Raw genomic sequence first — 24600 nt, 5'->3', positions numbered from 1 at the left:
TTTCGATTGTTTCGATTGAATTCATTGTGGTAGCAATTGGACTCAGCGGCAACAAAATCAAAAAACTGTTTAGCAAAGACTAAAGCTTTTGTATTAGATAACGCTAGCGGTCTCATTCTTGAGCCAATGAAGTGATTGTTTCTTATGAATACTGAAAAGTATCTTTTTTGCAGTATGTAACAGTGAGGCAAAAAGTTTATCGATATTGAAAATGCTCACACAGTACTAGGTGACATTACAGCGTCGGAGATAGACAGCGTTTTAATACAACATAAAAAAACGAGCCAATCATCATTGAATGGCTCGTTTTTTATTATTCGCGATTATCTAACATCATCGTGACGAACAACCTAACTTAATAACGCTAATAAATCGTCTGCATTACCTTTCCATGGACCTTGAGTCGTATCAGATAAAATACGATCTGCCAGTCCTTGCTTATGCACCTGCATTTCTTGAATTTTTTCCTCTACGGTACCTTGTGCAATGAGTTTGTACACAAATACAGGGTTTTGTTGCCCAATGCGATGCGCTCTATCAGTTGCTTGACGCTCGGCTGCCGGATTCCACCATGGATCAAAATGAATCACGGTATCAGCAGTGGTAAGATTTAACCCCGTACCACCTGCTTTTAAGCTAATTAAAAATACCGACTTATCACCGTCTTGAAAGGCATCAATTTGCTCTTGGCGATGACGCGTTTGCCCCGTCAACTTACTGTATGGCACCTCTAGCGTTTGCAGCTCTTGTTCGATAAACGCCAGCATGCCAGTAAATTGGCTAAAGATGAGTATTTTACGCCCTTCTTCTAACATGTCTGGCAAGGTTTGCTTAAGCCAAGCTAATTTCGCGTTATCTTGTACCAATTGCGCTTGCTCAAGTTTAACCAACCTTGGGTCACAACAGGCTTGACGCAGTTTTAATAACGCATCAAGAAACTCAATTTGACTGCTCGACACGCCTTTTTTAGCAAACAATTCTCGCAGTTTTTTCTCCATCACTAACCGAATTGATTCATACAAATTGCGTTGATCTTTTTCAAGTGTCAGCGATTGCACGATTACGGTTTTTTCAGGTAATTCAGACACCACTTCTTTCTTGGTTCGCCGTAGCATAAATGGTGCGACACGCTGGCTTAGTATTTTACCTTGCTCAACATCACCTTGTTTTTCTATCGGGCCTCTAAAATGCTTTTGGAAAAAGGTATGTTGGCCTAATAAACCCGGTAAACAGAAGTCCATTAATGACTTTAGCTCGCCCAAATGATTTTCAAGCGGCGTACCTGATAAACACAAACGGAAATGACCACGCAAGGTTTTAATCACTTGAGTCACTTTCGCTTGATCGTTTTTGATCAGCTGCGCTTCATCTAAAATAATGTGCTCAAACACACAATCGGCATAAACATCATGATCACGTAAAATTAGCGGGTAAGTGGTAATGACAATATCGTAATCATTAATATTATCGAGGTACTGTTGTCGCTTACTACCATGAATAACCACCACCTTTAAAGACGGGGTAAACTTATTTGTTTCTTTTAACCAGTTGCCGACAAGGCTTGTTGGGCAAACGATTAAACTGGGTTTTATTGATTGATTTGCTTGTTTATCTCCAAGCAAAAAAGCCAAGGTTTGAATGGTTTTCCCTAATCCCATATCATCGGCCAAAATACCACCGAGTTGATATTTCTTTAGAAAACACAGCCAGTTATATCCTTGTTTTTGATAATCACGCAGCGTAGCGTGCAAATTTCTCGGCAATGGAATATCTTCAACACCGTTAAATTGCTCAAGCTGTTTAGCTAGTTTTCGTACCCGTTCACCATTAAGCAGCCGCACTTCGTTTTCAGAAAGCTCATTTAACAAATGAGCACGACTTCGCGGCACTTGAAGCACTTCTTCTTGGTTGCGATTAAACAGCTCTTGAATAATAGACACCAACGGTTTGATGGTTTTGGCTTTTACCTTAATAAATTGACCATTAGGCCCTGGTAACAGTAAAGACTGTTCGTCATCTGGCTCACCATTTTGTTGTAACCAGCGCGCCACAAGTGCCAATAAAGGCACGTTTTGACCTTCAATGTCAGCATTCAGCGACAGCGAAAACCAACCGGATTCATCTTCGTCAACTAAATCAACATCCAGCTTCACATCAATAATGTTTAAGTCGTAACTGTCATCAATAATGACTTTGATACCTAAGGACTCAAACCAAGCAATGCTTTGCTGTGCTGACAGTTCTGACCACGACAATATCCATTCAGGAATATAGCCGGGAGTGAAATACATCCGCACACTTTGAGTAGCATAAAACTGTTTATCAATTGGCCGTAGTGACTTTTGGGTGAATTGTTCAAGTAAGCTTGATTCGGCCTCAACATTACGATGAATTTGATATTGAACATGGCCTTTTTTAACCAAACTAATACGTTCAGGCTGCTCTCGAGCTGGGACAATGACATCACCATATTGAAACGCCAACTCAATTACAGGTTGAACATGTGGATCGTTATTAAGCTCCAGCATCGTGAAAGTCACTATCGCTTGCATTGGCTCGTCTATTTCGTAAAACTCAATGTCACTAGGCACAGGGATTGTTTTCGGTGAAAAGTGGCGCAACATGGTATGGCTAATGGTATCAATTTTTTCTAGCGGTACCGGCGGCATATGCTGTAACAGCTTGAGCTTTTCAACACTGAGATCGGTATTAATATGCCCCATTTTGAAATAATCTAACTCAACAAACATCGCTGGCTGAGTAGCCACAAATTCCCAGTTGTCGAGCCCAGGCATGCTCATTTGCATTTGAGTGTGTTTTTTGTCAATTTCACACCACACAAAAGCCGGTTCAATGGGTTCTCGCCAGCGAATTGGAGTACGACTTTCTTCCCAAAAGCCTAACCCTTGGGCCAAAATTTTACCCAGTGCAAGGTGAGCAAACTCCCCTTCTAGATACACTTTTGTCCCCTGATTAACTGACAGTAATAAATGGACAATTTGCTTATCACCAGCTAATACCCAACTTGGAATATGTTGTCGTAAATCAACCAGTTGTAACTTACTGCCTTTATTAAATTGGCCTTTTTTATTTAAGCGGCTACGTTTAAATTCTACATAAACACCGTGAGGATCACTTGAAAAGGTATAAATAACTCGATCGATTTCAGCGCCATCTAATTGCGGTGGCTGCACGTCATCTAACTGCTTAAGCCATTGATTTAAACGCTGCTCTTCAACCGGTTTTTTGTCGACCAACGACAACATCGCCGCGGCAACGTGTTTACAGTTACCCCGAACCGGGCACGTACAATGAGAACGCATCACGACTTTATGATTGACATTAACGAGGGTGATTTCTTGACGATACGGCTCTTCTGCAGAACCTTCCACATATGACTCAATGTCATGATTATCTTTACTGGCAGTCACTTCTAATACTCGACCTTGGATCAAGTAGTTTTGTGCTTTTTGAATTTGGGTTGCACTAAATAACTTTGCCACTAATTCACGGGAAAGTTTGATAGGAAGGTTAAACAGTTTTGCCGACATCTACACACCAAGACAAATGACGCTAAATTGCCGCGTCTAAAAAAGTTAACTATCCATTCTATGGAAGAAGTAATCTGATTGCTACTGCATTTAGCCCAAACTGCACACCTATTTAGGATTTAAGCGCTAACAATACGCTATTTATCAATTTGAATTGTCATTTGTCTGCACTGATTAAACTCAATAGCCACTCAGAAAATTGATACATGGTATTGCTCATTACAACTTGATAGTCATTAAAGTTAAATCTATGTCTAACAGTATCATTGGGGGCACGATTACAACGGGTCATCACTCTGTTGCTGGCTGATAATTTAGTGGCTGAACGTGCGCGTTAAACCACCAAATTATAGTTAATATGAGCGACTAACCTTGCAACAAATACTCTTCCGCTTTTTCAATGCTTCTTGGTTTACCAACAAGCATTAAAATATCATTTGGCTCAAATACCCAATCTGCTGCTGGGGAATCAATTTCTTCACCTTTGCGCCTAATTGATCGCAGTTCGACGCCTAACGTACGCCAAGGAATATCGGCTAATTGGCTCCCCACTGCGGTTGCACCGGTCACTAAGGGTACTGCGTGCATTAAATCAAGGGTAAAGTCAGTTTCTGCCCCAGTAAAAAAACCATGTAAGTATTGGTAATGATTGCGCCTTTCTGACTCAATTCGCTTAATAATCCGTGCTAATGGCACGCCGCATTTATACAAGACTTGTGAGACCAACATTAAGCTTCCCTCAAGTGACTCAGGGATAACTTGGGTTGCACCGGCTTGTTTTAACTCATCTAAATTTTCATCATCTTTAGTACGTACTAAAATTTTGGTTTGTGGAGCCAACTTACGACACAATGATAATGCTTCTTCTGACTGCCTTAGCTCACAAAATGTCACCACAACTAAATTAGCCTGTCGAATACCGGCTTGTTTTAAAATACTCATTTTACAAGCATCACCAAAGTAGACTGGCTCGCCCGCCGCTCGTGCTTCTGATACGCGAGTCGGGTCTAAATCGAGCACTAAAAATGGCACACCTTCAGTTTTCAAAAAGCGGGTAATGGTTTGTCCTACTCGGCCGTACCCCAGCACGATGACTAAATCGCGATGTGTTTCAATCGGTGGGAACTCAACTTGCTCTAATGATTTCTTTTGCTTGGAAACACTGCCAAGCACTCTGCCTGCAATATCAACACTGTTGCGAACTAACCAAGGGGCAAGCGACATAGATAACACGGCAACTGCCACCAGCACGGTACTGACTTGGGGGGCTAGCAATTGATAATTCACGGCCAGCGCTAACACAACAAAACTAAACTCGCCCACTTGCCCTAAGCTTAATGCAGAACTTAATGACACCTTGGCACTTTCTCCGGCTAACCTTAATAAACCAAATACCACCGCAATTTTTATCACTAACACCATCACTAAGGTTAATAATATTTGCCACCAAAATTGAAATACCAACTCAAAATTAAGCAACATGCCGATTGAGATGAAAAACAGTCCCATTAATAAGTCCCGAAACGGGCGGATATCGGCTTCTAACTGGCGACGATATTGGCTTTCGCCTAAAAGCATACCTGCAATAAATGCCCCCAAAGCCATCGACAAACCTAACCATTGGGTAAAAGCGCCGGTGACTAATGCCACAACCAACGTGGATAACACAAACAACTCATTGGTACGCGAGCGAGCAACCTCATCAAATATTCGCGGCAAAATCCATTTACCAAATGACATTAAGCCTAAGAAGGCCAATATGCCGGTAAACAGTCCCCATGCTAGTTCTTGGTAACTTATTTGCGCGCCATCATTGGCTAAAAGCGGTAACAGGATGAGCAGCGGGATAACGGCAAGATCTTGAAATAATAAAACACTGATCGACAACTCACCGTGACGACGACGCAACCAACCTTGTTCATTTAGCAGCTTTAACACAATGGCTGTTGACGATAAGGCAATCGTAGCGCCAATAACAATGGCCGCTACAGTCCCTTGCCCGACCATTAACGCCATACAGCCTGCAATAAAGGCAGTCGCGGTCATTTGCCCAAAACCTAAGCCAAACACGGTTCGGCGCATCGCCCACAATTTAGGCACAGAGAATTCTAACCCGAGGGTGAACATCAATAACACCACACCAAGCTCTGCCACCGAATGCATTTGATATTGAGTGAACCAATGAAAACCACTCGGGCCACTTAACACACCGGTTAATAAGTAGGCAAGTATGGGCGGTAAGCCAAGGCGGCGAAGAATAGCAATGGCAACAATAGCAATAACTAGCATGGCCAAAATGTGAATAAGCAACCAATGTTCCATTTGATTTTGTACTCCGTCAAAAACCTGCCACGACAGTGGATAGTTGATTAATATCAACAATGCTAATAAATAGCAAACCATTAAAATATAAGACAAAAAAATTAATGGCACAAATAATGCTAAATAATATACGTAAATCTTTATTTTTGGAGCTCACTTATGAACACCGCTATTGCCACAGAACTGTACCCTGATGATTTTTGGTTCAATGCGAACGTTTATGAGTCATCTAGCGCTGAAATTGACTTAGTCAGCATTATGCAGTTATTTCATGCCAGCCTTGATCCCAAGACAGTATTTGCCTGCTTTGGAAAAATTGTCGGCCAGTATTTGCCGCTAACTGGTGTTCAACTCACCTGTGGAAAGAATCAGTTCGCTTGGGGTCGTCGTCGCGGGATTGAGTTTCGTCAAACAATTAAAGGTACCAATCATACATTTCATTTGGTTTACCAATTGAAAACTGCGCTTAGTACAAAAGAGGTGAAAAAACTTAATCAACTTGAGTCAATTTTGACCCAACCATTAAGTAACGCAATCAAGTATCAAGCGATGTCTAATCAAGCTATGTTTGATGAGCTCACCAATTTAGGTAATCGTTATTATTACCATCAGTCTATCAAACACGCTATAGCACGATATGAACGTAAACTTGATAATATTTCATTAATTGTGGCAGACCTAGACAAATTTAAACAGCTTAATGACACTTACGGCCACCAAATGGGCGACAATATGTTGCGTAATTTTGCGGCATTAGTACAAAATGCAATTCGCAACACTGATCAAGCATTTCGTATTGGTGGTGATGAATTTGTCATTATTACTCAAGGTGATACCGCTGCTGCACAAATGGTATGCGAGCGTATTTTACGTGCCGTTGCTGCTGATTATGAAATGGATAAATTTGATGTTAAATGCAGTTTAGGTATTGCACAAGCAGGTGCTGAGCTAGATGCCGACCAACTTTACTTTCATGCAGATAAAGCCATGTATCAAGCGAAAGCAGAAGGAAGAAACAGCTTTAAGGTCGCGCAGGTTTAATTATCGAGTGCGATAAAAGACTTCAACAACTAAGATGTGGCTGAAGTCAAGTTGCAGTTGTAACCTGTCTGAATCACCGACTCGATATTAGTGACTTAGATTACAGCAACTTTAATTACAGCAACGTAAAGCTAAGCCCAAGATCATCTTGCTGCGCTAGAAAATCCTTTTCAATCCATAATCCCAGCATTGCCACTAAGTTATCATTGTAATAAATTGCAGCAATATTGCGCCTGCGCCATGGCGGAATATGACACTCTTGCCATAACTTTTTAAGCTCGCGTGGTTTATTGCGTGCATTGGTTGCAAAAACAGGGCGGCATTTAGTTTTACCACTAGGGGCAAAAACAATTGATACCTGTTCACCTTGTTGGGGCAATCGTAATCGTGGTCCCGTCTGAGCGAACTGCCACGCTAACCAATGCTGGCCAAATTTGTACTCACCTTGAGCGTTTCCAGCAAAGTCAGCCGTTACAGTAGATGTTGGTGTGACATTAGCATTGTGACGTAAAGCCGAAATTAACCCCTGCTCATGTGCAAGATGTCGATTAATAACTTGTTTTTCATCTGCGCCATTAACCACAAACATGTGTTGTTCAAATCGTTTGATATGTTTATCAGCAATCACAATATCAATATTGGCGTCATTCTTAGCTCGCGCAAATTGACTAATCAATTGAGTCAGATGCACTTGGCTGGGTAAATTCACTTGATGCATAATCAAAAAAGCACGCAATAAATGCGCTTGCCAGCAGGCGTCTTGAGCGAAGAAACTATCTAACTTTAACCCAGTAGATTCGGTGCGGTAGTGTATCGCATCTGCAGTGCTAGTTAACATTGGTGGTAAGCGATGACTGACTTCATCATCAATTAACAACTGACTGTCATGACATAATGCTGCGCTTCGTGCAGCGGTCGCGGCAATACTCGGCCAACGTTGTTTTAATTGTGGGATAATTTGATTACGTAAAAAATTACGGTCGAATTGATCGTCTGCGTTACTTTCATCTTCAATATGAATTAAGCCATTTTGCTCAGCTAACTGTTCAATTTGCAGACGGCTTAAACCTAACATGGGTCTTGCGTGCCACAACAGCTGCTTATGCTTAGGCATAAAAGGCTGCAACTCACCCATTGCCGCTAACCCTTTAGGTCCTTGCCCACGTTTTAGCGCCAATAAAATGGTTTCAAGTTGGTCATCTTGATGATGTGCAGTCAGTAACACATCGCCTTGATTAAGATGCTTAGCAATGGCTTGATAACGTCCATCTCGGGCAATCGCTTCTAGACTTTGGCGAGGCATTTTAGTCAACTCAAGATGCTCAACCACAATGGGAAGTTGGTATAACGCAGCCCGATTTTGACAATGCTCCCCCCACACATCTGCGTTTGCACTCAAACCATGATGAACATGTACTAATAAAATCGGTAGTGACGGCAACTGCTGACTATGTTGCTTAGATAACCGGTACTGGCTTAATGCATAAGCTAATACTTCAGAATCAACGCCGCCACTGTAAGCCAGCACTAACTTATTGCTGTCGCTCATCGTTAACTGTTGACGAACATTTTCAATTTGGTCCATGATAAGTTTAATTGGCGCTGACATGCTCATAAGTCACCGTTAATTAAAGCTAATTTTGACATTGGCTGAACCCAAAAGCGTCTCTAATGCTAACATTAATTCGTCAGACGGATTGACTCGCCATTGCTCACCCAGTTGTAATTGACCTTGCGCTCCTTGTTGGGTGTAAGTGATCACTACCGGCACAGCGCCATTACGCCAAGGCTGTAAAGTGGCTTCAAAGTTTTCAAGCCATTGCGGGGTGATATCTTCAGCTTGCAAATTAATTTCAACTGCCTTGGCAAAGTGACTACGTGCTTCACCAATTTCGATAATATTACGACCATTCATGCGGTTACCGCCTGAAAAATCATCAAAGCTGACATCACCTTCGCAAATTAAAATTTTATCTTTTTCTAACAAATGGCCAAACTTTTCAAATGGCTCAGTAAATAGCATCACTTCAAGACGAGCACTTTTATCATCGAGTGTCACTAACCCCATTTTAGAACCCCGTTTGGTGATCATGACTCTTGTGGCAACCACAAGCCCTGCCGCCTTGACCGTTTTACCACGCTCGGTGGGATGGATATCTTTTAATCGCCCTGAGGTGTATTGTTTTAGCTCTTTCAAATATTGATTAATAGGATGACCGGTTAGATATAACCCTAATGAATCACGCTCCCCTTCTAACCAGACCTTATCGGGCCACGGAGTACATTGTACAAATTGCTGCTTAACATCTTCAGGTTCACTATTTAGCAAACCAAACATGTCATGTTGACCGGTGGATTCTGCTTTAGCATGTTGTGCAGCAGCTTTAATTGCCTCTGGCAGGGTTGCGGTCATTGCCGCACGGTGTGGCCCTAGGTTATCTAACGCGCCTGCGGCAATGAGCTTCTCAATCACGCGTTTATTGAGCTTTTTAAGGTCAATACGCGCACAAAAATCAAACAAGTCAATAAATGGTCCGTCTTTACGCGCTTCAAGAATCGAGTCAACAGGGCCTTCACCCACCCCTTTAATCGCGCCAATACCGTAAACAATATTAAGCTCGTCATCGACGGTGAATTTAAACAAGCCTTTGTTCACATCGGGGGGAATAAGTGGCAACCCCATGCGTTCACATTCATCAACCAAGGTGACAATTTTGTCAGTATTATCCATATCGGCAGACATTACCGCAGCCATAAATTCAGCCGGGTAATGGGTTTTCAGCCATAGAGTTTGATAAGAAACTAATGCATAAGCGGCAGAGTGAGATTTATTAAAACCATAACCGGCGAACTTTTCAACCAAGTCGAAAATCTTCATTGACAATGGGCCATCGACACCGTTTTTAATTGCCCCTTCTTCAAAGGTGCCACGTTGTTTGGCCATTTCTTCTGGCTTTTTCTTACCCATTGCACGGCGAAGCATATCTGCGCCACCAAGGGTATAGCCCGCAAGCACCTGTGCGATTTGCATCACTTGTTCTTGATACAAAATAATGCCGTAAGTTGGCGATAATAGCTCTTTTAATGACTCATGTTGGTATTCAGCGTCGGGGTAAGATACTTCTTCACGGCCGTGTTTACGTTCAATGAAGTTATCTACCATGCCTGATTGCAGCGGCCCTGGACGGAATAATGCCACCAGTGCAATCATGTCTTCAAAGCAGTCTGGTTGTAGACGTTTAATGAGGTCTTTCATCCCGCGGGATTCTAGCTGGAAAACCGCGGTAGTTTCGTATTTTTGCAGTAATCTAAAAGATTTAGGATCCGTTAAACTAATTGATTCAATTCTGACTTCTTCTTTACCCTCTTTTACTAATCGAGGGTTTATCATCTGCAAAGCCCAATCGATGATCGTCAAGGTACGCAAACCTAAGAAGTCAAACTTCACTAATCCGGCGGTTTCAACGTCATTTTTATCAAACTGAGTAACGGGGTTTAAGCCTTCCGCGTCGCAATATAAAGGCGAAAAGTCGGTGATTTTAGTGGGAGCAATCACCACACCACCAGCATGTTTACCTGCGTTACGTGTCACGCCCTCTAAGCGGCGACACATATCGATAAGCTCTTTTACATCTTCATCAGCCGCATAAGCTTCTGGCAGTGAAGGTTCAACATCAAAAGCTTTCGTCAAGGTCATGCCCGGCTCTGCTGGGATCATTTTAGTTAAGCGGTCAACAAACCCGTATGGATGGCCAAGTACCCGCCCTACGTCTCGTACCACCGCTTTTGCTGCCATGGTACCAAAGGTAATAATTTGTGATACCGCTTCGCGGCCATAAAGCTCCGCTACGTGATCAATAACTTCATCACGGCGGTCCATACAAAAGTCGACGTCAAAGTCGGGCATCGATACCCGCTCAGGGTTTAAGAAACGTTCAAAAAGTAAGTCATATTCTAATGGATCAAGGTCAGTAATTTTAAGCGCATAAGCCACTAATGAACCAGCCCCAGAACCACGACCAGGCCCAACAGGGATTAAGTTATCTTTACCCCATTGGATAAATTCCATCACAATAAGGAAGTAACCTGGGAACCCCATTTCGTTAATCACTTTCAATTCAATTTTTAGGCGTTCATCGTATTCAGGTCGTTTTTCTATTCGCTCATTTTCATCGGGAAATAAAAAAGCAAGTCGCTCCTCTAAACCTTTCTCTGATATATCGACTAAGAAGTCTTCAATCGATAAATCCCCTGTTGGAAAGTTAGGTAAAAAGTATTCATGCAAACGTACGGTGACATTACAGCGTTTTGCAATTTCAACGGTGTTAGTAATCGCTGATGGAATATCATCAAACAAGGCACACATTTCATCTGCGGTGCGAAGATACTGCTGTTCGCTGTATTTTTTAGGTCGGCGCGGATCAGCAAGCGTAAAACCATCGTGAATTGCCACGCGGATTTCATGAGAGTCGAAATCATCGGCTTTTAAAAATACCACTTGGTTGGTAGCAACAACGGGGATTTCAGTTCGTGAAGCCAGTTCAACCGCCATTTGAATATAGCGTTCTTCATCTGGGCGGCCAGTACGAATTAATTCTAAAAAGTAACGTCCAGAAAAGTGTTGTTGGTAAAAACTGACTAATTCATCAACTTGAGCGTCATTGCCTTTTAATAATGCTTTGCCAAGATCGCCTTCACGCGCACCAGAGAGGATCAAAATACCTTTGTTATATTTAACCAACCACTGTTGGTCTATGGCGACTTTGTTATTAACATGACCGCGTAAATAAGCTTCACTAATCAGCTCAGTTAAACTTGAATAACCGTCGTTATCCATAGCGATAATCGTTAGTGCACAAAACTCTTTTTCAAATCCTGGCACTTGCATCCAAAAATCGGCACCAATAATGGGCTTTATACCCGCATTATGACAACCTTCATAAAACTTAACTAAGCCACATAGATTGTTTTGATCGGTTAAGGCTATCGCAGCCATTTGCTGCTCTTCGGCCATACCAAGGATGGGTTTTACCTTCGCAACACCGTCTGTCATGGAGAAGTCACTGTGAACGCGTAAATGGATAAAACGAGGATCTGTCATAAGGGATTCTTGAAATGGTTATTATTGTTGATTAAAAGTGTTGGCTTGCTAGTGCGTCATCGTGTTTGCTTATTCGTCATGGCTTTTTAGCAGCTTGGTGTTCGGTGCTGTCATCGGCAAATCAAAAGAGTCGCCGCGGTATTAAAAGCCGTAAATATCGACACCTTATACTGAGACAGGGAAACTAATGATATTTCGTTTTATCTACTACTTTAATCATTAACAAACCTAAATCCTGGCGAGCAGTTAAATATTTGTAAAGCGTGTTACTACCGCGATTAATTATCAGCGCTAGGTACAAATAAATAAACAACGCCCAGCTAATACACTTTAAGTAAACTAATAGAATGATACCAATAAAGCCACAATAATATGTGGCTTTATTGGTTTAACTCGCGCATTTTGTATATTAACGCTGCAAGCGCTCGGCAACAGGGCGAAAGCTTTTTCGATGCTCATCTAACACGCCAAATTCTTCAAGGGCTTCAAAATGAGCTTTGGTCGGGTAGCCTTTATGCTTAGCGAAACCGTATTGTGGGAAACGAGCATCAAGTTGCAGCATTTCTTGATCTCGAGTCACTTTGGCAATAATAGACGCGGCACTAATGGCATCAACTAATCCATCCCCTTTTACAATGGCAAAACTGGGGATACCAAAGTCAGGGCTCCGGTTGCCATCGACCAATATTCGCTGCGGCGTAAATGCTAAACCTGTGACGGCACGCTGCATGGCTTTCATCGTTGCATGCAAGATATTTAATTGGTCAATTTCAGCGGGTGAACACCGCCCGACACTAATACATAATGCTTTATCGCAAATCTGTTGATACAAGGCATTACGCTTTTTCTCGCTAAGCTTTTTTGAGTCATTTAAGCCTTCGATAGGATTGTGAGGGTCTAAAATCACCGCAGCAGTAACCACATCGCCAACCAAAGGGCCTCGCCCTACTTCATCAACACCAGCAACAAGTACATTGGTTAATACCGCAACTTGCTCTGGGGTGATAGCTTTTATCACAGCAGGAAAGTCCATATCGTTCACACCTAAAAGGGGACTGGTTTAGTTGATTTAACTAACCTGTCAGATTAATCGACTAAGCGCCAATCACATCAATAACCGCTTGCGCAGCGCGCTCGCTGGCATTTTGACGTAATTGATGATGTATTTGCTCAAATTGAGTTTTAAGTGGAGTAAAATCCACATTCATTTGATTAATAACGGCAGCAGCAATGTTGTCATCAGTGCAATCATCTTGGATTAGCTCAGGAACAATGGTCTTGCCCGCAAGTAAATTTGGCAATGAATAATTACTCACCTGCATCAATCGCTTGGCTATTTTGTAAGTCAATGGACTCACTCTATATGCCACAACCATCGGTCTTTTAACCAGCATGGCTTCTAGGGTAGCCGTACCAGACGCTAGTAAGATGTAATCACTGGCAGCCATCACTTCACGCGATTGGCCTTCTATTAGCTTAATTTCTAAATCTGGCGCAAATTGCTCTAACGCATCAAGGTACTGTTTACGCCTAGCATCATTCACCAATGGGGTGATAATTTTAAGATCGGGAAATTGTTGTTTAACTTGCTTCGCCGCTTTTACAAAAGGTTCGGCTAATTGTTTTAGCTCACCGCCTCTGGAGCCTGGCAATACCGCTAGATATTCAGCGTTATCATCAAGGCCAAGCAGTTTACGGGCAGCACTTTTATCACTGACTAAGTCGATATCATCTGCAAGCGTATGCCCCACAAAGGTACAAGGCACATGATGTTTATCATAAAATGCTTTTTCAAAAGGTAACAAAGACAACACCATGTTCGTGGCTTTGGCTATTTTGAAAATACGTTTTGGTCGCCACGCCCATACCGATGGACTGACATAATGAACAGTTTTGATGCCTTTATTTTTAAGTTTTAGCTCTAAGCCAATATTAAAATCAGGGGCATCAATACCAATAAAGCAATCGGGTTTAGCCGCGACAATTTGCTCAATTAAGCTAGCACGAACTTTTAATAACCGTGGTAAGCGCGACAACACCTCTACAATGCCCATCACCGCTAACTCTTCAATTGAAAAGTAAGACTTAAATCCTAAAGCTTGCATGCGAGGGCCACCAATACCGACAAATTTGGCATCTGGGTAGCGTTGTTGTAATGATTTGATTAATCCTGCACCTAAAATATCGCCGGAGATTTCTCCGGCGACTAAGGCAAAGACTTTTTGAGATGAAGAAGTCATCGGTACCTATTTAGCGGATAATGCCACGTGAAGAATTTAAGACAAAATCAATCATGCCTTGAACATATTCATCATTTTCTGCATCGACTTTCATCTGCGCAATGGCTTCTTCTACAGTAAGGTTTTTACGGTATAAAGCCTTATACGCACGGCGTATGGCATGTTGCGTTTCTTTAGTGAAACCGCGACGCTTTAGGCCTTCAACATTTAATCCGCGTGGAATAGCCGGCGTACCTGCAGCCATAACAAATGGTGGAACATCTTGGAAAATCGTTGACGAACCGGCACTAAATGCATGATCACCTATATGAACAAACTGATGAACACCTGTCATACCACCAAGAATAACCGAATTACCTACATGTACATGACCAGCTATTGATGCATTGTTTGCCATAATTACGTTGTCGCCAACCACACAGTCATGTGCAATATGCACATAAGCCATAAATAGGTTGTTTGAACCAATACGGGTTTCACTGTTATCTTGAACGGTGCCACGGTGAATAGTGACAGATTCACGCACAATGTTGTTATCGCCCATAATTAAACGGGTAGGCTCACCAGCATACTTCAAGTCTTGGCATTCTTCACCAACAGAAGCAAACTGAAAGATTCGATTACCTTTACCAATAACACTTGGGCCTTTCACTACAACATGCGAGCTAATCCAAGTGTCATCACCAATTTCAACATCTGCACCAATATATGACCAAGGGCCAATCGTGACATTGTTGCCGATTTTTGCTTGAGGGTGTACAAACGCAAGTTTATCTATCACTTTTCAATCTCTCTACGGGCGCACATAATCTCGGCAGAACAAACCACCTCTCCATCGACAAGTGCTTCTCCAGCAAAGACGCCAATCCCGCGGCGTTCCTTAATCATTTTCACCTTAAAGTGAATTTGGTCTCCAGGCTCAACTACCCGTTTAAAACGTGCTTTGTCGATACCAGCAAAGTAATAAAGTACATCTGGTGAAGGCTCGGTGCTCATGGTTTTAAACGCCAGTAGCCCGGTGGCTTGTGCCATCGCCTCTAAAATAAGTACACCCGGCATCACCGGTTGAACAGGAAAATGTCCTTGGAAAAAAGGTTCATTAATCGTGACATTTTTTATTGCATGCAGTTCTTCACCAACGGTAAAGTCCAATACGCGATCGATTAATAAAAAAGGGTATCTATGAGGAAGATATTTAAGAATCTCTTTGATATCCATGGTGTTTAATTCGTTTGCCACACGCTTTCCTTTATTAAGCCTAAGCTTAATTGTTTATTCTTTTATCGTTTTTTCTATCGTTTTTACACGAGTAAATAAATCATCTAATTGACGCAATCTAACCGTATTTCGACGCCAAAGTTTATTCTCTGTAGCTATTGTAGCAGATGAGTAAACGCCTTTTTTACGGATCACATTGGTAATGTTGGTGCTACCAGAAACAAACACGCCATCAGTAATACTAATGTGTCCAGCAATGCAGCACCCACCACCAATCACACAATATTGGCCAATCGTTGCGCTACCTGCAACCACTGTTGCGCCCGCTATTGCCGTGTTTTTGCCAATAATGACATTATGGGCAATTTGCACTTGATTATCTAAAATGACACCGTCATGAATTTCAGTATGCGATAACGCACCACGGTCAATACTGGCACATGCACCAATTTCTACATTGTCTCCAATACGAACGCCGCCAATTTGTGGAATTTTAACCCATTGACCTTTGTCGTTAGCATAACCAAAACCATCAGAACCAATCACAGTACCTGACTGCACTAAACAATGGCTGCCAAGGTGAACATCATGATAGATCGTGACATTTGCCCACAGACGACTATTGGAACCAATAATGGTGTCTTTACCAATCACGCAGCCTGCACCTAACTGAACGTTTTCACCAATAATAACATTAGCACCAATAACAACATTTGCTGCAATGGCTACCCCTTCGCCAATTTGAGCAGAAGCATCAATTTGTGCGGAAGGATGAATCCCTACTTGTTCTTGTGGCGTAGTATCTAATAACTGAGTGACCCTTGCGAATGTAACATAAGGGTCTTTTGCGATTAGCGCCGTGCCAGAGTAGTTCTCAGCGTCGGCCTCAGTTAATAACACCGCGCTAGCTTGAGTTTCCTCAAGCTGAGTGCGGTACTTACTATTGGCTAGAAAAGAGATTTGCCCAGACGCGGCATCAGCTAATGTTGCAACAGAATGCACAACAATCGCGTCATCACCTTTTACGGTAACGTCAAAGCGCTCGGCAAGCTCTTTTAAAGTCACTTGTTGCATAAATTACTGACCTTTAGTTAGCGCTTCAGCAACCATTTTGCTGATATCAGCTTCTGGTTTAACATAAACAACTGCACCACGTTGAAGCACCATATCGTATTGCTCTTTTTCAGCAATTTTATTGATAACGTTTTGCACTTTAACTAACAGTTTGTTTTGCTCTTCACCTTGACGACGACGCATGTCTTCATCTAATGCTTTTGCTTTTAATTTGTAATCAGATTGTAAGCTTTCAAGTTTACGTTGTAGTTCAGTTTTTTGAACATCTGACATTAACGCGCCATCACGCTGGCCTTTTTCAGCAAGTGTACGCATCTCTTCTTGCATTTTTTTCACGTCAGCAACACGGTCACCAAATTCAGCTTGTAACGACTTAGCAATTTGTTCGCGCTGAGGCAGTTGCTCAAATACTTGCCCCATATCGACAACGGCAATTTTTTCTGCGTGTGCCATCATAGGTGCGGCAAGAAATGCCAATGTAATTAATGCGCGATTTACCATCTTATTCAAAATAAACTCCTTTGATTTATAATTTTTCAGCTAAACGTGCTGAGTGTATTGGTTTTAGAATGTTTTGCCAATATTGAAAGAGAAGATCTCTGTTTCATCATCTGCGTATTCTTTAATTGGCCAAGCTAAGCTAAACACCATAGGTCCCATTGGAGAAAGCCATTGAATGCTCATTCCCCATGATGCACGAATACGCGCTGGATCACTGTAATCTTCTAGCTGTGCAAATTGCTCAGCGGGTAAGAATTTGTATGAATCATAATCAAACTCTGAATCCCAAACGTTACCGGCATCGACGAAGAAGCTAGTACGAACCGAATTAGTGTACGCTTCATCAAGAAATGGCGTTGGTACGATCATTTCAGCACTTAACGTTGCAATAGCGTTACCACCAATGGAGTTACCATTGTTGACGTTAATGCGGTTTGGATCGCCTGGGATACTACAACTAGTTCCAGATGGATCGGGTGAGCAAGGCTCACTGCCTCTAAACAAGTAGAAGGAACGAGGTCCGACTGAGTTTGACTTAAAGCCACGTAATGAGCTGCTACCACCTGAGTAATAGTTTTCCCAAAACGGGAGAATTTGATCATTGTCATTAAACTTGCCGTAACCGTTTGCATAACCTAGACGTGCTCGAGTTAAGAACACAAAGTTATGGTTGCGGGTAAGTGGAAAGTAAAAACTGGTGTCAAAATCTGTTTTAAAGTACTGTAAATCTGAACCTGGCACCGTCACTTTTGCCGTTAGACGTTGTGATGAACCCGATGTAGGGAACGTACCACGGTTTAAATTGCTTCGCGACCAACCAGCTGTGAGTTCAAAGTTATCAAAACTTAAATCTTGGTTAGGGTCGTTTGAGTCACGGTAGATATTATAAAAACGCACCGCTTGTTCATAAGATGAAATTTCAGAAATTGTATTATGACGATAGCCAATACCCCCATTTAAACGGTTGTATTCATTCAGCGGAAAACCTGAGTTAACTGCAAAGCCATATGACTTATTCTTATAACGTTCAAGGTTAGCTTCTTGTGCATCAAACTCATTCCAGAAGATACTACCACCGAGGCTAACACCGTCTTTAGTGAAATAAGGATCAGTGTATGAAATATTCATGCTCTTAGAATATTTATTGGTATTAATATTAATACCGGCCTGATTCCCTGTCCCTAAGAAGTTACTTTGCTGCACCCCGAACTGTAAACTCAGTCCAGATTCTGTACCAAAACCCACACCTGCGTTAAATGAACCTGATGGTTGTTCTTTTACTTTAACATCAACATCAACGAGGTCGTCGCTACCTGGTACTTGCACTGTTTCTGTATCAACGGTTTCAAAATAACCTAAACGGTTAAGATTTGACTTAGACAATTCAACTTGCGCAGAGTTTAACCACGCACCTTCCATTTGACGTAGCTGGCGACGCATAACTTCATCTTTGGTGACTGTATTACCAGTAAAGTTAATTGAGCGTACATAAACACGTTTACCCGGATCGATATTAATATTTAATGTCACTTCTTTGGTGTCATCATCAATCTCAGGGAAGGTTTTTACTTCAGGATAAGCATAACCAAAGCGGCCAAGGTATTTACTGTACATACCTTCGGCAAAAGTCACCTCGCCACCGTTATAGGTACTGCCTTCTTTGATTGGCAAAATGGACTTAAGTAACTTTTCACGCCCCATTAAGTCACCCGTTAAGTTAACCTCTTTAACTTTATACTTTTCACCTTCATCAACGTTAATGGTGATGTATAAGCCTTTACGATCAGGTGTCATCGCCACCTGCGTCGAGGTAACTTTAAAACGAATATACCCTTCATTTTGGTAATGAGTGGTAATGGTTTCTAAGTCTGCTTGTAGTTTTTGTTTTTGGTAGCGGCGTTCACCAAATAAATCCCACCATGCTACGTAGTCTTTTAACTCTAGCATGCTGATAATTTCTGAATCGCTATATACGGTATTACCAACGACGTTTATTTGGCGGATTTCAGCCGCTAAACCTTCGGTAAAATTAAACCGTAATTCAACTCGGTTACGAGGTAAGTTGATAATTTGCGCTTCTACTTTAGCGCCATATTTACCCACACCATAATAAAAATCTTGTAAGCCCTTTTCGATGCCAGAAAGCATAGTGCGGTCTAATGACTCACCCACTTTCACACCTGAACCATCAAGACTTTCTTGTAGTTGTTCGTCTTTAATGTCCTTGTTACCTTCAAAGGTAACCGAGCTGATGGTAGGTCGCTCTTGTACTTTTACGTACAACACGCCATTTTCATGGCTAACATTGATTTTTTCAAAGTTAGTTGAACCATACAAACTCTTAATGGCTTGTTGTAACTTTACTTGATCAACCGTGTCCCCAACCTTAATGGGAATATTAAGCAGCGCAGCACCTAATGCAACTCGTTGCAAACCTTCTACCTGAATATCCTTTACTTCAAATGGTTGAAACGTTTGCGCGATTGTATTTGCTGAAAACGTGGCTCCGACGAATAACATCGAGGCAAAAATTTTATTAAATCTCATAGAGCTCTTCTAATTATTTGTCTGTCCTTGCTCAAAGCCGGGAAAAATCGTTGAATAGCGACACACTCATCAACATTAGCAGTAAAACTGCTCCAACTTTGAATCCTACTTCCTGTACTTTTTCAGGTACAGGCCTTCCCGAAATCACTTCAATAAAGTAATACATCAAATGCCCACCGTCTAACACGGGTAAAGGCATCAAGTTAATAATGCCTAAATTGACACTGATTAACGCAACAAAACCGAGAAAAAATGCTAAGCCAATAGTCGCACTCGCACCTGCTCCTTGTGCAATTGAAATAGGGCCACTTAAACTTTTTACAGATACATCACCAGTAAAGAGCTTTCCTATCATTTTCAACGTCAACGTGGTGATATCCCATGTTGAGTTAAATGCAGCAGGGATTGATTCAAACAAATCATACTGCATATCAAATTGCATTGCTTGAGGCCATTGACCCGCTGTAGGCGAAATCCCGATCATGGCAACTAATTGCCCCGAAGCATCTTGTTTTGTTTGTGGGTAAACATCAAGTAATAATTGTTGCCCTTGACGGTTAATCTTCATAACAACTTTTTGATCAATGGCCTGCTGAACTTGCGTGACAAAGCTTGACCATGAAGTATAAGGTTGCGCATTAATTGACACAATCTCATCACCAACTTGCAGCCCAGCTAACTCGGCTGCACTATCTTTGGCAACATTTGCGATAATTGGTTCAATTTGAGGGCGAAATATCCCTAACCCTAATGCACTGATAGGGGATTGCTTATCTGGATCGAATTTCCATTGGCTAATATCTAACTGATACTGACGTCCAATCGTGGTGCTATCAGCATCAACAGGACCAACAGTAAAATCAATGCTGTCATCACCAATATGTCCAACTATGGCAAGGTTAACATCGCTCCATGTCTTGACAGGCTTACCAGAAACCGCCATGACTCGTTGTAATCCATCAACTTTTATTATCGCGGCAGGAGAACCGGCTTGAGTACTGTCAATGACCGGAATTAACGATGGCACGCCAATGAGGAATTTTAAATAAAGCGCAAAAAAGGCAAAAATAAAGTTGGCAATAGGACCGGCTGCAACAATAGCAATGCGTTGCCAAACGGTTTTACGGTTAAAGGCTTGATGCTTTAACTCATCGGGTACGTCTTCTACCCGTTCATCGAGCATTTTTACATAACCACCTAACGGAATAGCTGCAACAACATACTCGGTGCCGTCTTTACCAACTCGACGCCAAAGTGCTTTACCAAACCCAATAGAAAAACGCTCGACTTTCACGCCACAACGACGTGCAACCCAAAAATGACCATATTCATGAACGGTAATAAGTACGCCTAAAGCAACAATAAATGAACCTAGGTTCCAAATAAAATCAAACATGTCACTCCTAGGTGTTTATCATCGATTGAATTGATTGACGTGCGGCAACGCGAGTTCGGCTATCGAGTTCTAAAATAGCCTCAATACTGGTTAATGCACTGGCGCTCACCTGAGTTAAACATTGCTGATTTACAACAGCGATGTCAGTAAACGCAATTTCATTAGCTAAAAATGCGGCTACCGCCACTTCATTAGCAGCGTTAAGTACGGTAGTCGCTTCTTGGCCTTGAGCACAGGCATCAATGGCTAATTTTAAACATGGGAAACGTGTGAAATCGGGCTCGCAAAAATTAAGTTGCCCAAGTTTAAAGAAGTCGAGTGGCTCAACACCAGAAGAGATACGTTGTGGGTAACTCATACAATGGGCAATGGGCGTGCGCATGTCAGGGTTACCTAACTCGGCGATAACCGACCCATCATTATATTGCACCATTGAGTGAATAACGCTTTGAGGGTGAATAACGACTTTTAATTGATCAACATTGGTATTGAATAACCATTTAGCTTCAATATACTCCAAGCCTTTGTTCATCATTGTGGCTGAATCGACCGAAATCTTAGGTCCCATAGACCAATTTGGGTGATTACATGCCTGGGCAGGTGTCATAGTAGCCAGCGCATTTAAGTCGCTGGTTAAAAATGGTCCGCCAGAACCGGTCAATAAAATATGCTTAATTCCTGCAGCGTTTAAATCGCAAAAACCAAGATTTGATTGCACGCTTTGTGGCATCGATTGAAAAATCGCATTGTGTTCGCTGTCAACGGGCAAAATAGTTGCACCAGATTGACGAGCCGTATCCATAAACAGTTGCCCAGACATCACCAACGCTTCTTTGTTGGCCAACAAGATTCGTTTACCCGCCTTTACAGCATCAAACGTTGGCACTAAGCCTGCGGCGCCAACAATTGCAGCCATCACGGTATCAACATCTTCATGTGTAACAAGCTGCTTTAATTGCTCAGCACCAGTGGTTACCAAGGTAGCACTGTTTTTGGGTAATTGTGCGGCTAATTCCTTCGCGGCGTCGCTATCAACCATATGGGCGATAATAGGTTGATGGGTTTGGCATAATGTCAGCATTTTATCGACATTGGTATTGGCCACTAATGCATAAGTGCTGAACTGCTGCGGATTACGCGCAATCACGTCTAACGTGTTGGTGCCAATAGACCCGGTTGCACCAAGAATTACCATCTTTTGCATATTTATGACATCCACATTGAAACATAAATAAATGCAAACACAGGAAGTGCTGCAGTTAAGCTATCAATTCTATCTAAAATGCCGCCATGACCTGGCAAAATAGTACCTGAATCTTTAATATTGGCGGCACGTTTAAACATGCTTTCTGATAAATCACCAAATGCTGAAGCTAGCGCAGTGACCAAGGTAACGACAACAACTAAACCGAGCTCTTGTTCTGGTGAGTAATACATCACGCCAGCAACAATTAGCATTGTCGCGACAAGCCCACCAAGTAAACCTTCTAATGTTTTCGCTGGGCTAACATTTGGCATCAGTTTACGTTTACCAAATTGCCTTCCTGCAAAATAAGCACCGGTATCCGTAGTCCAAACCACGAGCATGACTAAGAACACCAATGTACCGCCAAAGTATGGGTCAGCTTGTGCACTAATCGCATTAAGGGCAATTAAAGCGGCAAAACAAGGCAATAAAGTTAGCTGGCCAAACATCGACTTCATCATATGGCTTTTTTGCCACAGTTTGCCACTTTTAGGATAGGTAGAGACTAATACAGAGCTAATAATCCACCAAAATATCCCGATGGTAATGATGGCCATATAAATGGGATGAAGTTGACTGTTAAACCAAATGTGTTCAACTGGCACTAATATATTGAGTGCCACCATTAACACACCAATCGTAACGGTAAACGTCCATTGAGTGGCGTTGCATGTTGAGTCAATTAACCGTCCCCACTCTTTGCCTGCAATCAAGAAAATAGGCACTAACGCCCAAGCAAAGTAATCCGCTGGCAACAAAAATATGCCTCCCAGAACAATTGGGATTAATAAAAGTGCGGTAATAATTCGTTGTTTTAGCAAAGCTAACCTCTTTTTTAATTTTTATACTGAACGAATTTCGTCAATCTGACAGCCAGTCAGCCCAAATCGTCTTTGACGACTGGCAAATGTTGCAATCGCATCTTTAAAAATGCTTTCATCAAAATCTGGCCATAATGTTTCAAGAAAGACTAATTCAGCGTATGCGGCTTGCCAGAGGATGAAGTTACTAATGCGAAAGTCACCGCCGGTACGGATCATTAAATCCACCTCGGGTTGATCTGCCATGCTCATATTAACGGTCATGGACTCTTCCGTTATATCATCGGGACTTATTTCGCCACGAGCGACTTTTTCAGACATCACTCTAGCCGCTTGCATAATATCCCAACGTCCACCGTAATTAGCGGCAACGTTTAAAATCAACCCGGTATTATTTTTTGTTGTTTCTTGGGCTTGGATAATCTGTTTTTGCAATCGTTGTGAAAATCGAGAAATATCGCCAATAATATTGAGGCGCACAGAATTTTTATCCAGCAGTTTAATTTCTCGTTGTAATACTTTGAAAAATAACCCCATCAACAAACTGACTTCTTTATCAGGACGACGCCAGTTTTCACTTGAAAAAGCAAATAATGTTAATGAATGAATACCTAATTGGCTTGCCGTGCTCACCGCTCTTCTAACCGCTTTGACCCCAGCTTTATGCCCTGAAACGCGTGCTTTACCCTGCTGCTGAGCCCAACGGCCATTACCATCCATGATAATTGCAATGTGTTTGGGGAGAGATTGTTTGACTGCATCGGACAGTTCATTAGGCAAGGCGATGACCTTATCTAATGATTCCACTGGAGCTTGAACAAACGCGGAGGGTGTTGACATCCAATTACTACCTTAAAATAAACAAACGCCGTGTAGTATACCCTTACACGGCGTGTTAACTCTAGCTTTAGAATCTAAGAGATTAGACTTCCATCAACTCTTTTTCTTTAGCGGCTAAAACTTCATCAATCATTTTGATGCTAGAGTCTGTATACTTTTGAATTTCGTCTTCGCTGCGACGAACATCATCTTCAGTACACTCTTTTGCTTTTTCAAGTTTCTTCACTTCACTGATACCGTCACGGCGTACGTTACGCACGGCAATACGGCCATTTTCAGCTTCGTTACGTACCACTTTGATGAAGTCTTTACGACGTTCTTCAGTCAACGCTGGAAGTGGAATACGCATAATGTTGCCTGCAGTCATAGGGTTAAGACCAAGGTCAGAACTCATTATGGCTTTTTCAACAGCCTGAACCATTGAAGGGTCAAACACTGATACGGTTAAAGTACGCGCATCTTCAATGTTGATATTCGCCACTTGCTTAAGCGGAGACATCGAACCGTAACAAGACACTTGAATAGAGTCTAATAAACTCGGGTGAGCACGACCTGTACGTACTTTTGCCATTTGGTTCTTAGTTGAATCTACACATTTACCCATGCGCTCTTGCGCATCTAACATAATTTCATCAATCACAATAATATCCTTTGGTCACATATTCTGAGTGCTTGCGCTATAAATAAAGGATGACATAAGCC

Annotated in this window: 17 protein-coding genes; 1 reads left to right on the top strand and 16 read right to left on the bottom strand. The window is 42.0% G+C overall.

The annotated features are described in order from the left end of the window. Nucleotides 1-350 precede the first annotated feature (350 nt). Entirely contained in the window at nt 351-3551 is a 3201-nt protein-coding gene (locus G3R48_RS02220) for a DEAD/DEAH box helicase (RefSeq protein ID WP_153660733.1), read from the bottom strand. A 366-nt stretch (nt 3552-3917) separates the two neighbouring features. Continuing rightward, nucleotides 3918-5873, bottom strand: a complete 1956-nt coding sequence (locus G3R48_RS02215; RefSeq protein WP_153660740.1) for a monovalent cation:proton antiporter family protein — start codon at nt 5871-5873, stop codon at nt 3918-3920. A gap of 159 nt (nt 5874-6032) precedes the next feature. Between G3R48_RS02215 and dgcS the strand changes: the two genes are divergently transcribed. Then, complete coding sequence (dgcS, locus tag G3R48_RS02210) at nt 6033-6914, top strand: diguanylate cyclase DgcS (protein ID WP_153660742.1); 882 nt, start codon at nt 6033-6035, stop codon at nt 6912-6914. A gap of 115 nt (nt 6915-7029) precedes the next feature. Here the strand turns inward: dgcS and tilS are convergent, their stop codons facing one another. The 14 genes from tilS to frr all read right to left on the bottom strand — a co-directional run bounded on the left by tilS (nt 7030) and on the right by frr (nt 24538). Beyond that, nucleotides 7030-8529, bottom strand: a complete 1500-nt coding sequence (gene tilS / locus G3R48_RS02205) for a tRNA lysidine(34) synthetase TilS (protein WP_153660743.1) — start codon at nt 8527-8529, stop codon at nt 7030-7032. A gap of 9 nt (nt 8530-8538) precedes the next feature. After that, nucleotides 8539-12015 (bottom strand): DNA polymerase III subunit alpha, encoded by a 3477-nt coding sequence (dnaE, locus tag G3R48_RS02200; protein WP_153660745.1) that lies wholly within the window; start codon nt 12013-12015, stop codon nt 8539-8541. A gap of 409 nt (nt 12016-12424) precedes the next feature. Then, complete coding sequence (gene rnhB, locus G3R48_RS02195) at nt 12425-13048, bottom strand: ribonuclease HII (RefSeq protein WP_153660747.1); 624 nt, start codon at nt 13046-13048, stop codon at nt 12425-12427. 61 nt (nt 13049-13109) lie between these two features. Then, nucleotides 13110-14255, bottom strand: a complete 1146-nt coding sequence (gene lpxB / locus G3R48_RS02190) for a lipid-A-disaccharide synthase (RefSeq protein WP_153660749.1) — start codon at nt 14253-14255, stop codon at nt 13110-13112. 10 nt (nt 14256-14265) lie between these two features. Continuing rightward, the gene (lpxA, locus tag G3R48_RS02185; protein WP_212593182.1) at nt 14266-15036 is read right to left on the bottom strand and encodes an acyl-ACP--UDP-N-acetylglucosamine O-acyltransferase; all 771 of its coding nucleotides are present in this window, start codon (nt 15034-15036) and stop codon (nt 14266-14268) included. Further along, a complete protein-coding gene (gene fabZ, locus G3R48_RS02180) occupies nt 15033-15494 on the bottom strand; it encodes a 3-hydroxyacyl-ACP dehydratase FabZ (RefSeq protein WP_212593181.1) in 462 nt (153 codons plus the stop codon). Before fabZ ends, lpxA begins: the two co-directional genes overlap by 4 nt. A gap of 33 nt (nt 15495-15527) precedes the next feature. Continuing rightward, nucleotides 15528-16547: a UDP-3-O-(3-hydroxymyristoyl)glucosamine N-acyltransferase gene (gene lpxD, locus G3R48_RS02175; RefSeq protein WP_153660751.1), complete on the bottom strand. Its 1020-nt coding sequence runs from the start codon at nt 16545-16547 to the stop codon at nt 15528-15530. Between the two features lie 3 nt (nt 16548-16550). Beyond that, a complete protein-coding gene (locus G3R48_RS02170) occupies nt 16551-17048 on the bottom strand; it encodes an OmpH/Skp family outer membrane protein (RefSeq protein ID WP_153662037.1) in 498 nt (165 codons plus the stop codon). A 63-nt stretch (nt 17049-17111) separates the two neighbouring features. Further along, nucleotides 17112-19595 carry an outer membrane protein assembly factor BamA gene (bamA, locus tag G3R48_RS02165; RefSeq protein WP_153660753.1) on the bottom strand — a complete coding sequence of 828 codons (2484 nt, stop codon included), beginning with the start codon at nt 19593-19595 and terminating at the stop codon, nt 17112-17114. 31 nt (nt 19596-19626) lie between these two features. After that, nucleotides 19627-20991 carry a sigma E protease regulator RseP gene (gene rseP / locus G3R48_RS02160; protein ID WP_153660755.1) on the bottom strand — a complete coding sequence of 455 codons (1365 nt, stop codon included), beginning with the start codon at nt 20989-20991 and terminating at the stop codon, nt 19627-19629. A gap of 7 nt (nt 20992-20998) precedes the next feature. Further along, nucleotides 20999-22195 (bottom strand): 1-deoxy-D-xylulose-5-phosphate reductoisomerase, encoded by a 1197-nt coding sequence (gene ispC, locus G3R48_RS02155; RefSeq protein ID WP_153660757.1) that lies wholly within the window; start codon nt 22193-22195, stop codon nt 20999-21001. Nucleotides 22196-22197: 2 nt separating this feature from the next. Beyond that, entirely contained in the window at nt 22198-23058 is an 861-nt protein-coding gene (locus G3R48_RS02150; RefSeq protein WP_153660759.1) for a phosphatidate cytidylyltransferase, read from the bottom strand. Nucleotides 23059-23079: 21 nt separating this feature from the next. Next, the gene (gene uppS, locus G3R48_RS02145; RefSeq protein ID WP_153660761.1) at nt 23080-23898 is read right to left on the bottom strand and encodes a polyprenyl diphosphate synthase; all 819 of its coding nucleotides are present in this window, start codon (nt 23896-23898) and stop codon (nt 23080-23082) included. 82 nt (nt 23899-23980) lie between these two features. Beyond that, nucleotides 23981-24538 carry a ribosome recycling factor gene (gene frr / locus G3R48_RS02140; RefSeq protein WP_212593180.1) on the bottom strand — a complete coding sequence of 186 codons (558 nt, stop codon included), beginning with the start codon at nt 24536-24538 and terminating at the stop codon, nt 23981-23983. Nucleotides 24539-24600: the final 62 nt, after the last annotated feature.

This window comes from Shewanella intestini (assembly GCF_018221465.1).
In the GTDB taxonomy this organism is placed as follows: domain Bacteria; phylum Pseudomonadota; class Gammaproteobacteria; order Enterobacterales; family Shewanellaceae; genus Shewanella; species Shewanella intestini.
The sequence above is the reverse complement of the archived record's forward strand: the minus strand, read 5'-3'. Positions and strand labels throughout refer to the sequence as shown.

What these genes read in the sequence shown, in the direction of transcription:
- G3R48_RS02220 (WP_153660733.1), bottom strand. Translation starts at nt 3,551, where the DNA reads ATGTCGGCAAAACTGTTTAACCTTCCTATCAAACTTTCCCGTGAATTA.
- G3R48_RS02215 (WP_153660740.1), bottom strand. Translation starts at nt 5,873, where the DNA reads ATGGAACATTGGTTGCTTATTCACATTTTGGCCATGCTAGTTATTGCT.
- dgcS (WP_153660742.1), top strand. Translation starts at nt 6,033, where the DNA reads ATGAACACCGCTATTGCCACAGAACTGTACCCTGATGATTTTTGGTTC.
- tilS (WP_153660743.1), bottom strand. Translation starts at nt 8,529, where the DNA reads ATGAGCATGTCAGCGCCAATTAAACTTATCATGGACCAAATTGAAAAT.
- dnaE (WP_153660745.1), bottom strand. Translation starts at nt 12,015, where the DNA reads ATGACAGATCCTCGTTTTATCCATTTACGCGTTCACAGTGACTTCTCC.
- rnhB (WP_153660747.1), bottom strand. Translation starts at nt 13,048, where the DNA reads ATGGACTTTCCTGCTGTGATAAAAGCTATCACCCCAGAGCAAGTTGCG.
- lpxB (WP_153660749.1), bottom strand. Translation starts at nt 14,255, where the DNA reads ATGACTTCTTCATCTCAAAAAGTCTTTGCCTTAGTCGCCGGAGAAATC.
- lpxD (WP_153660751.1), bottom strand. Translation starts at nt 16,547, where the DNA reads ATGCAACAAGTGACTTTAAAAGAGCTTGCCGAGCGCTTTGACGTTACC.
- G3R48_RS02170 (WP_153662037.1), bottom strand. Translation starts at nt 17,048, where the DNA reads ATGGTAAATCGCGCATTAATTACATTGGCATTTCTTGCCGCACCTATG.
- bamA (WP_153660753.1), bottom strand. Translation starts at nt 19,595, where the DNA reads ATGAGATTTAATAAAATTTTTGCCTCGATGTTATTCGTCGGAGCCACG.
- rseP (WP_153660755.1), bottom strand. Translation starts at nt 20,991, where the DNA reads ATGTTTGATTTTATTTGGAACCTAGGTTCATTTATTGTTGCTTTAGGC.
- ispC (WP_153660757.1), bottom strand. Translation starts at nt 22,195, where the DNA reads ATGCAAAAGATGGTAATTCTTGGTGCAACCGGGTCTATTGGCACCAAC.
- uppS (WP_153660761.1), bottom strand. Translation starts at nt 23,898, where the DNA reads ATGTCAACACCCTCCGCGTTTGTTCAAGCTCCAGTGGAATCATTAGAT.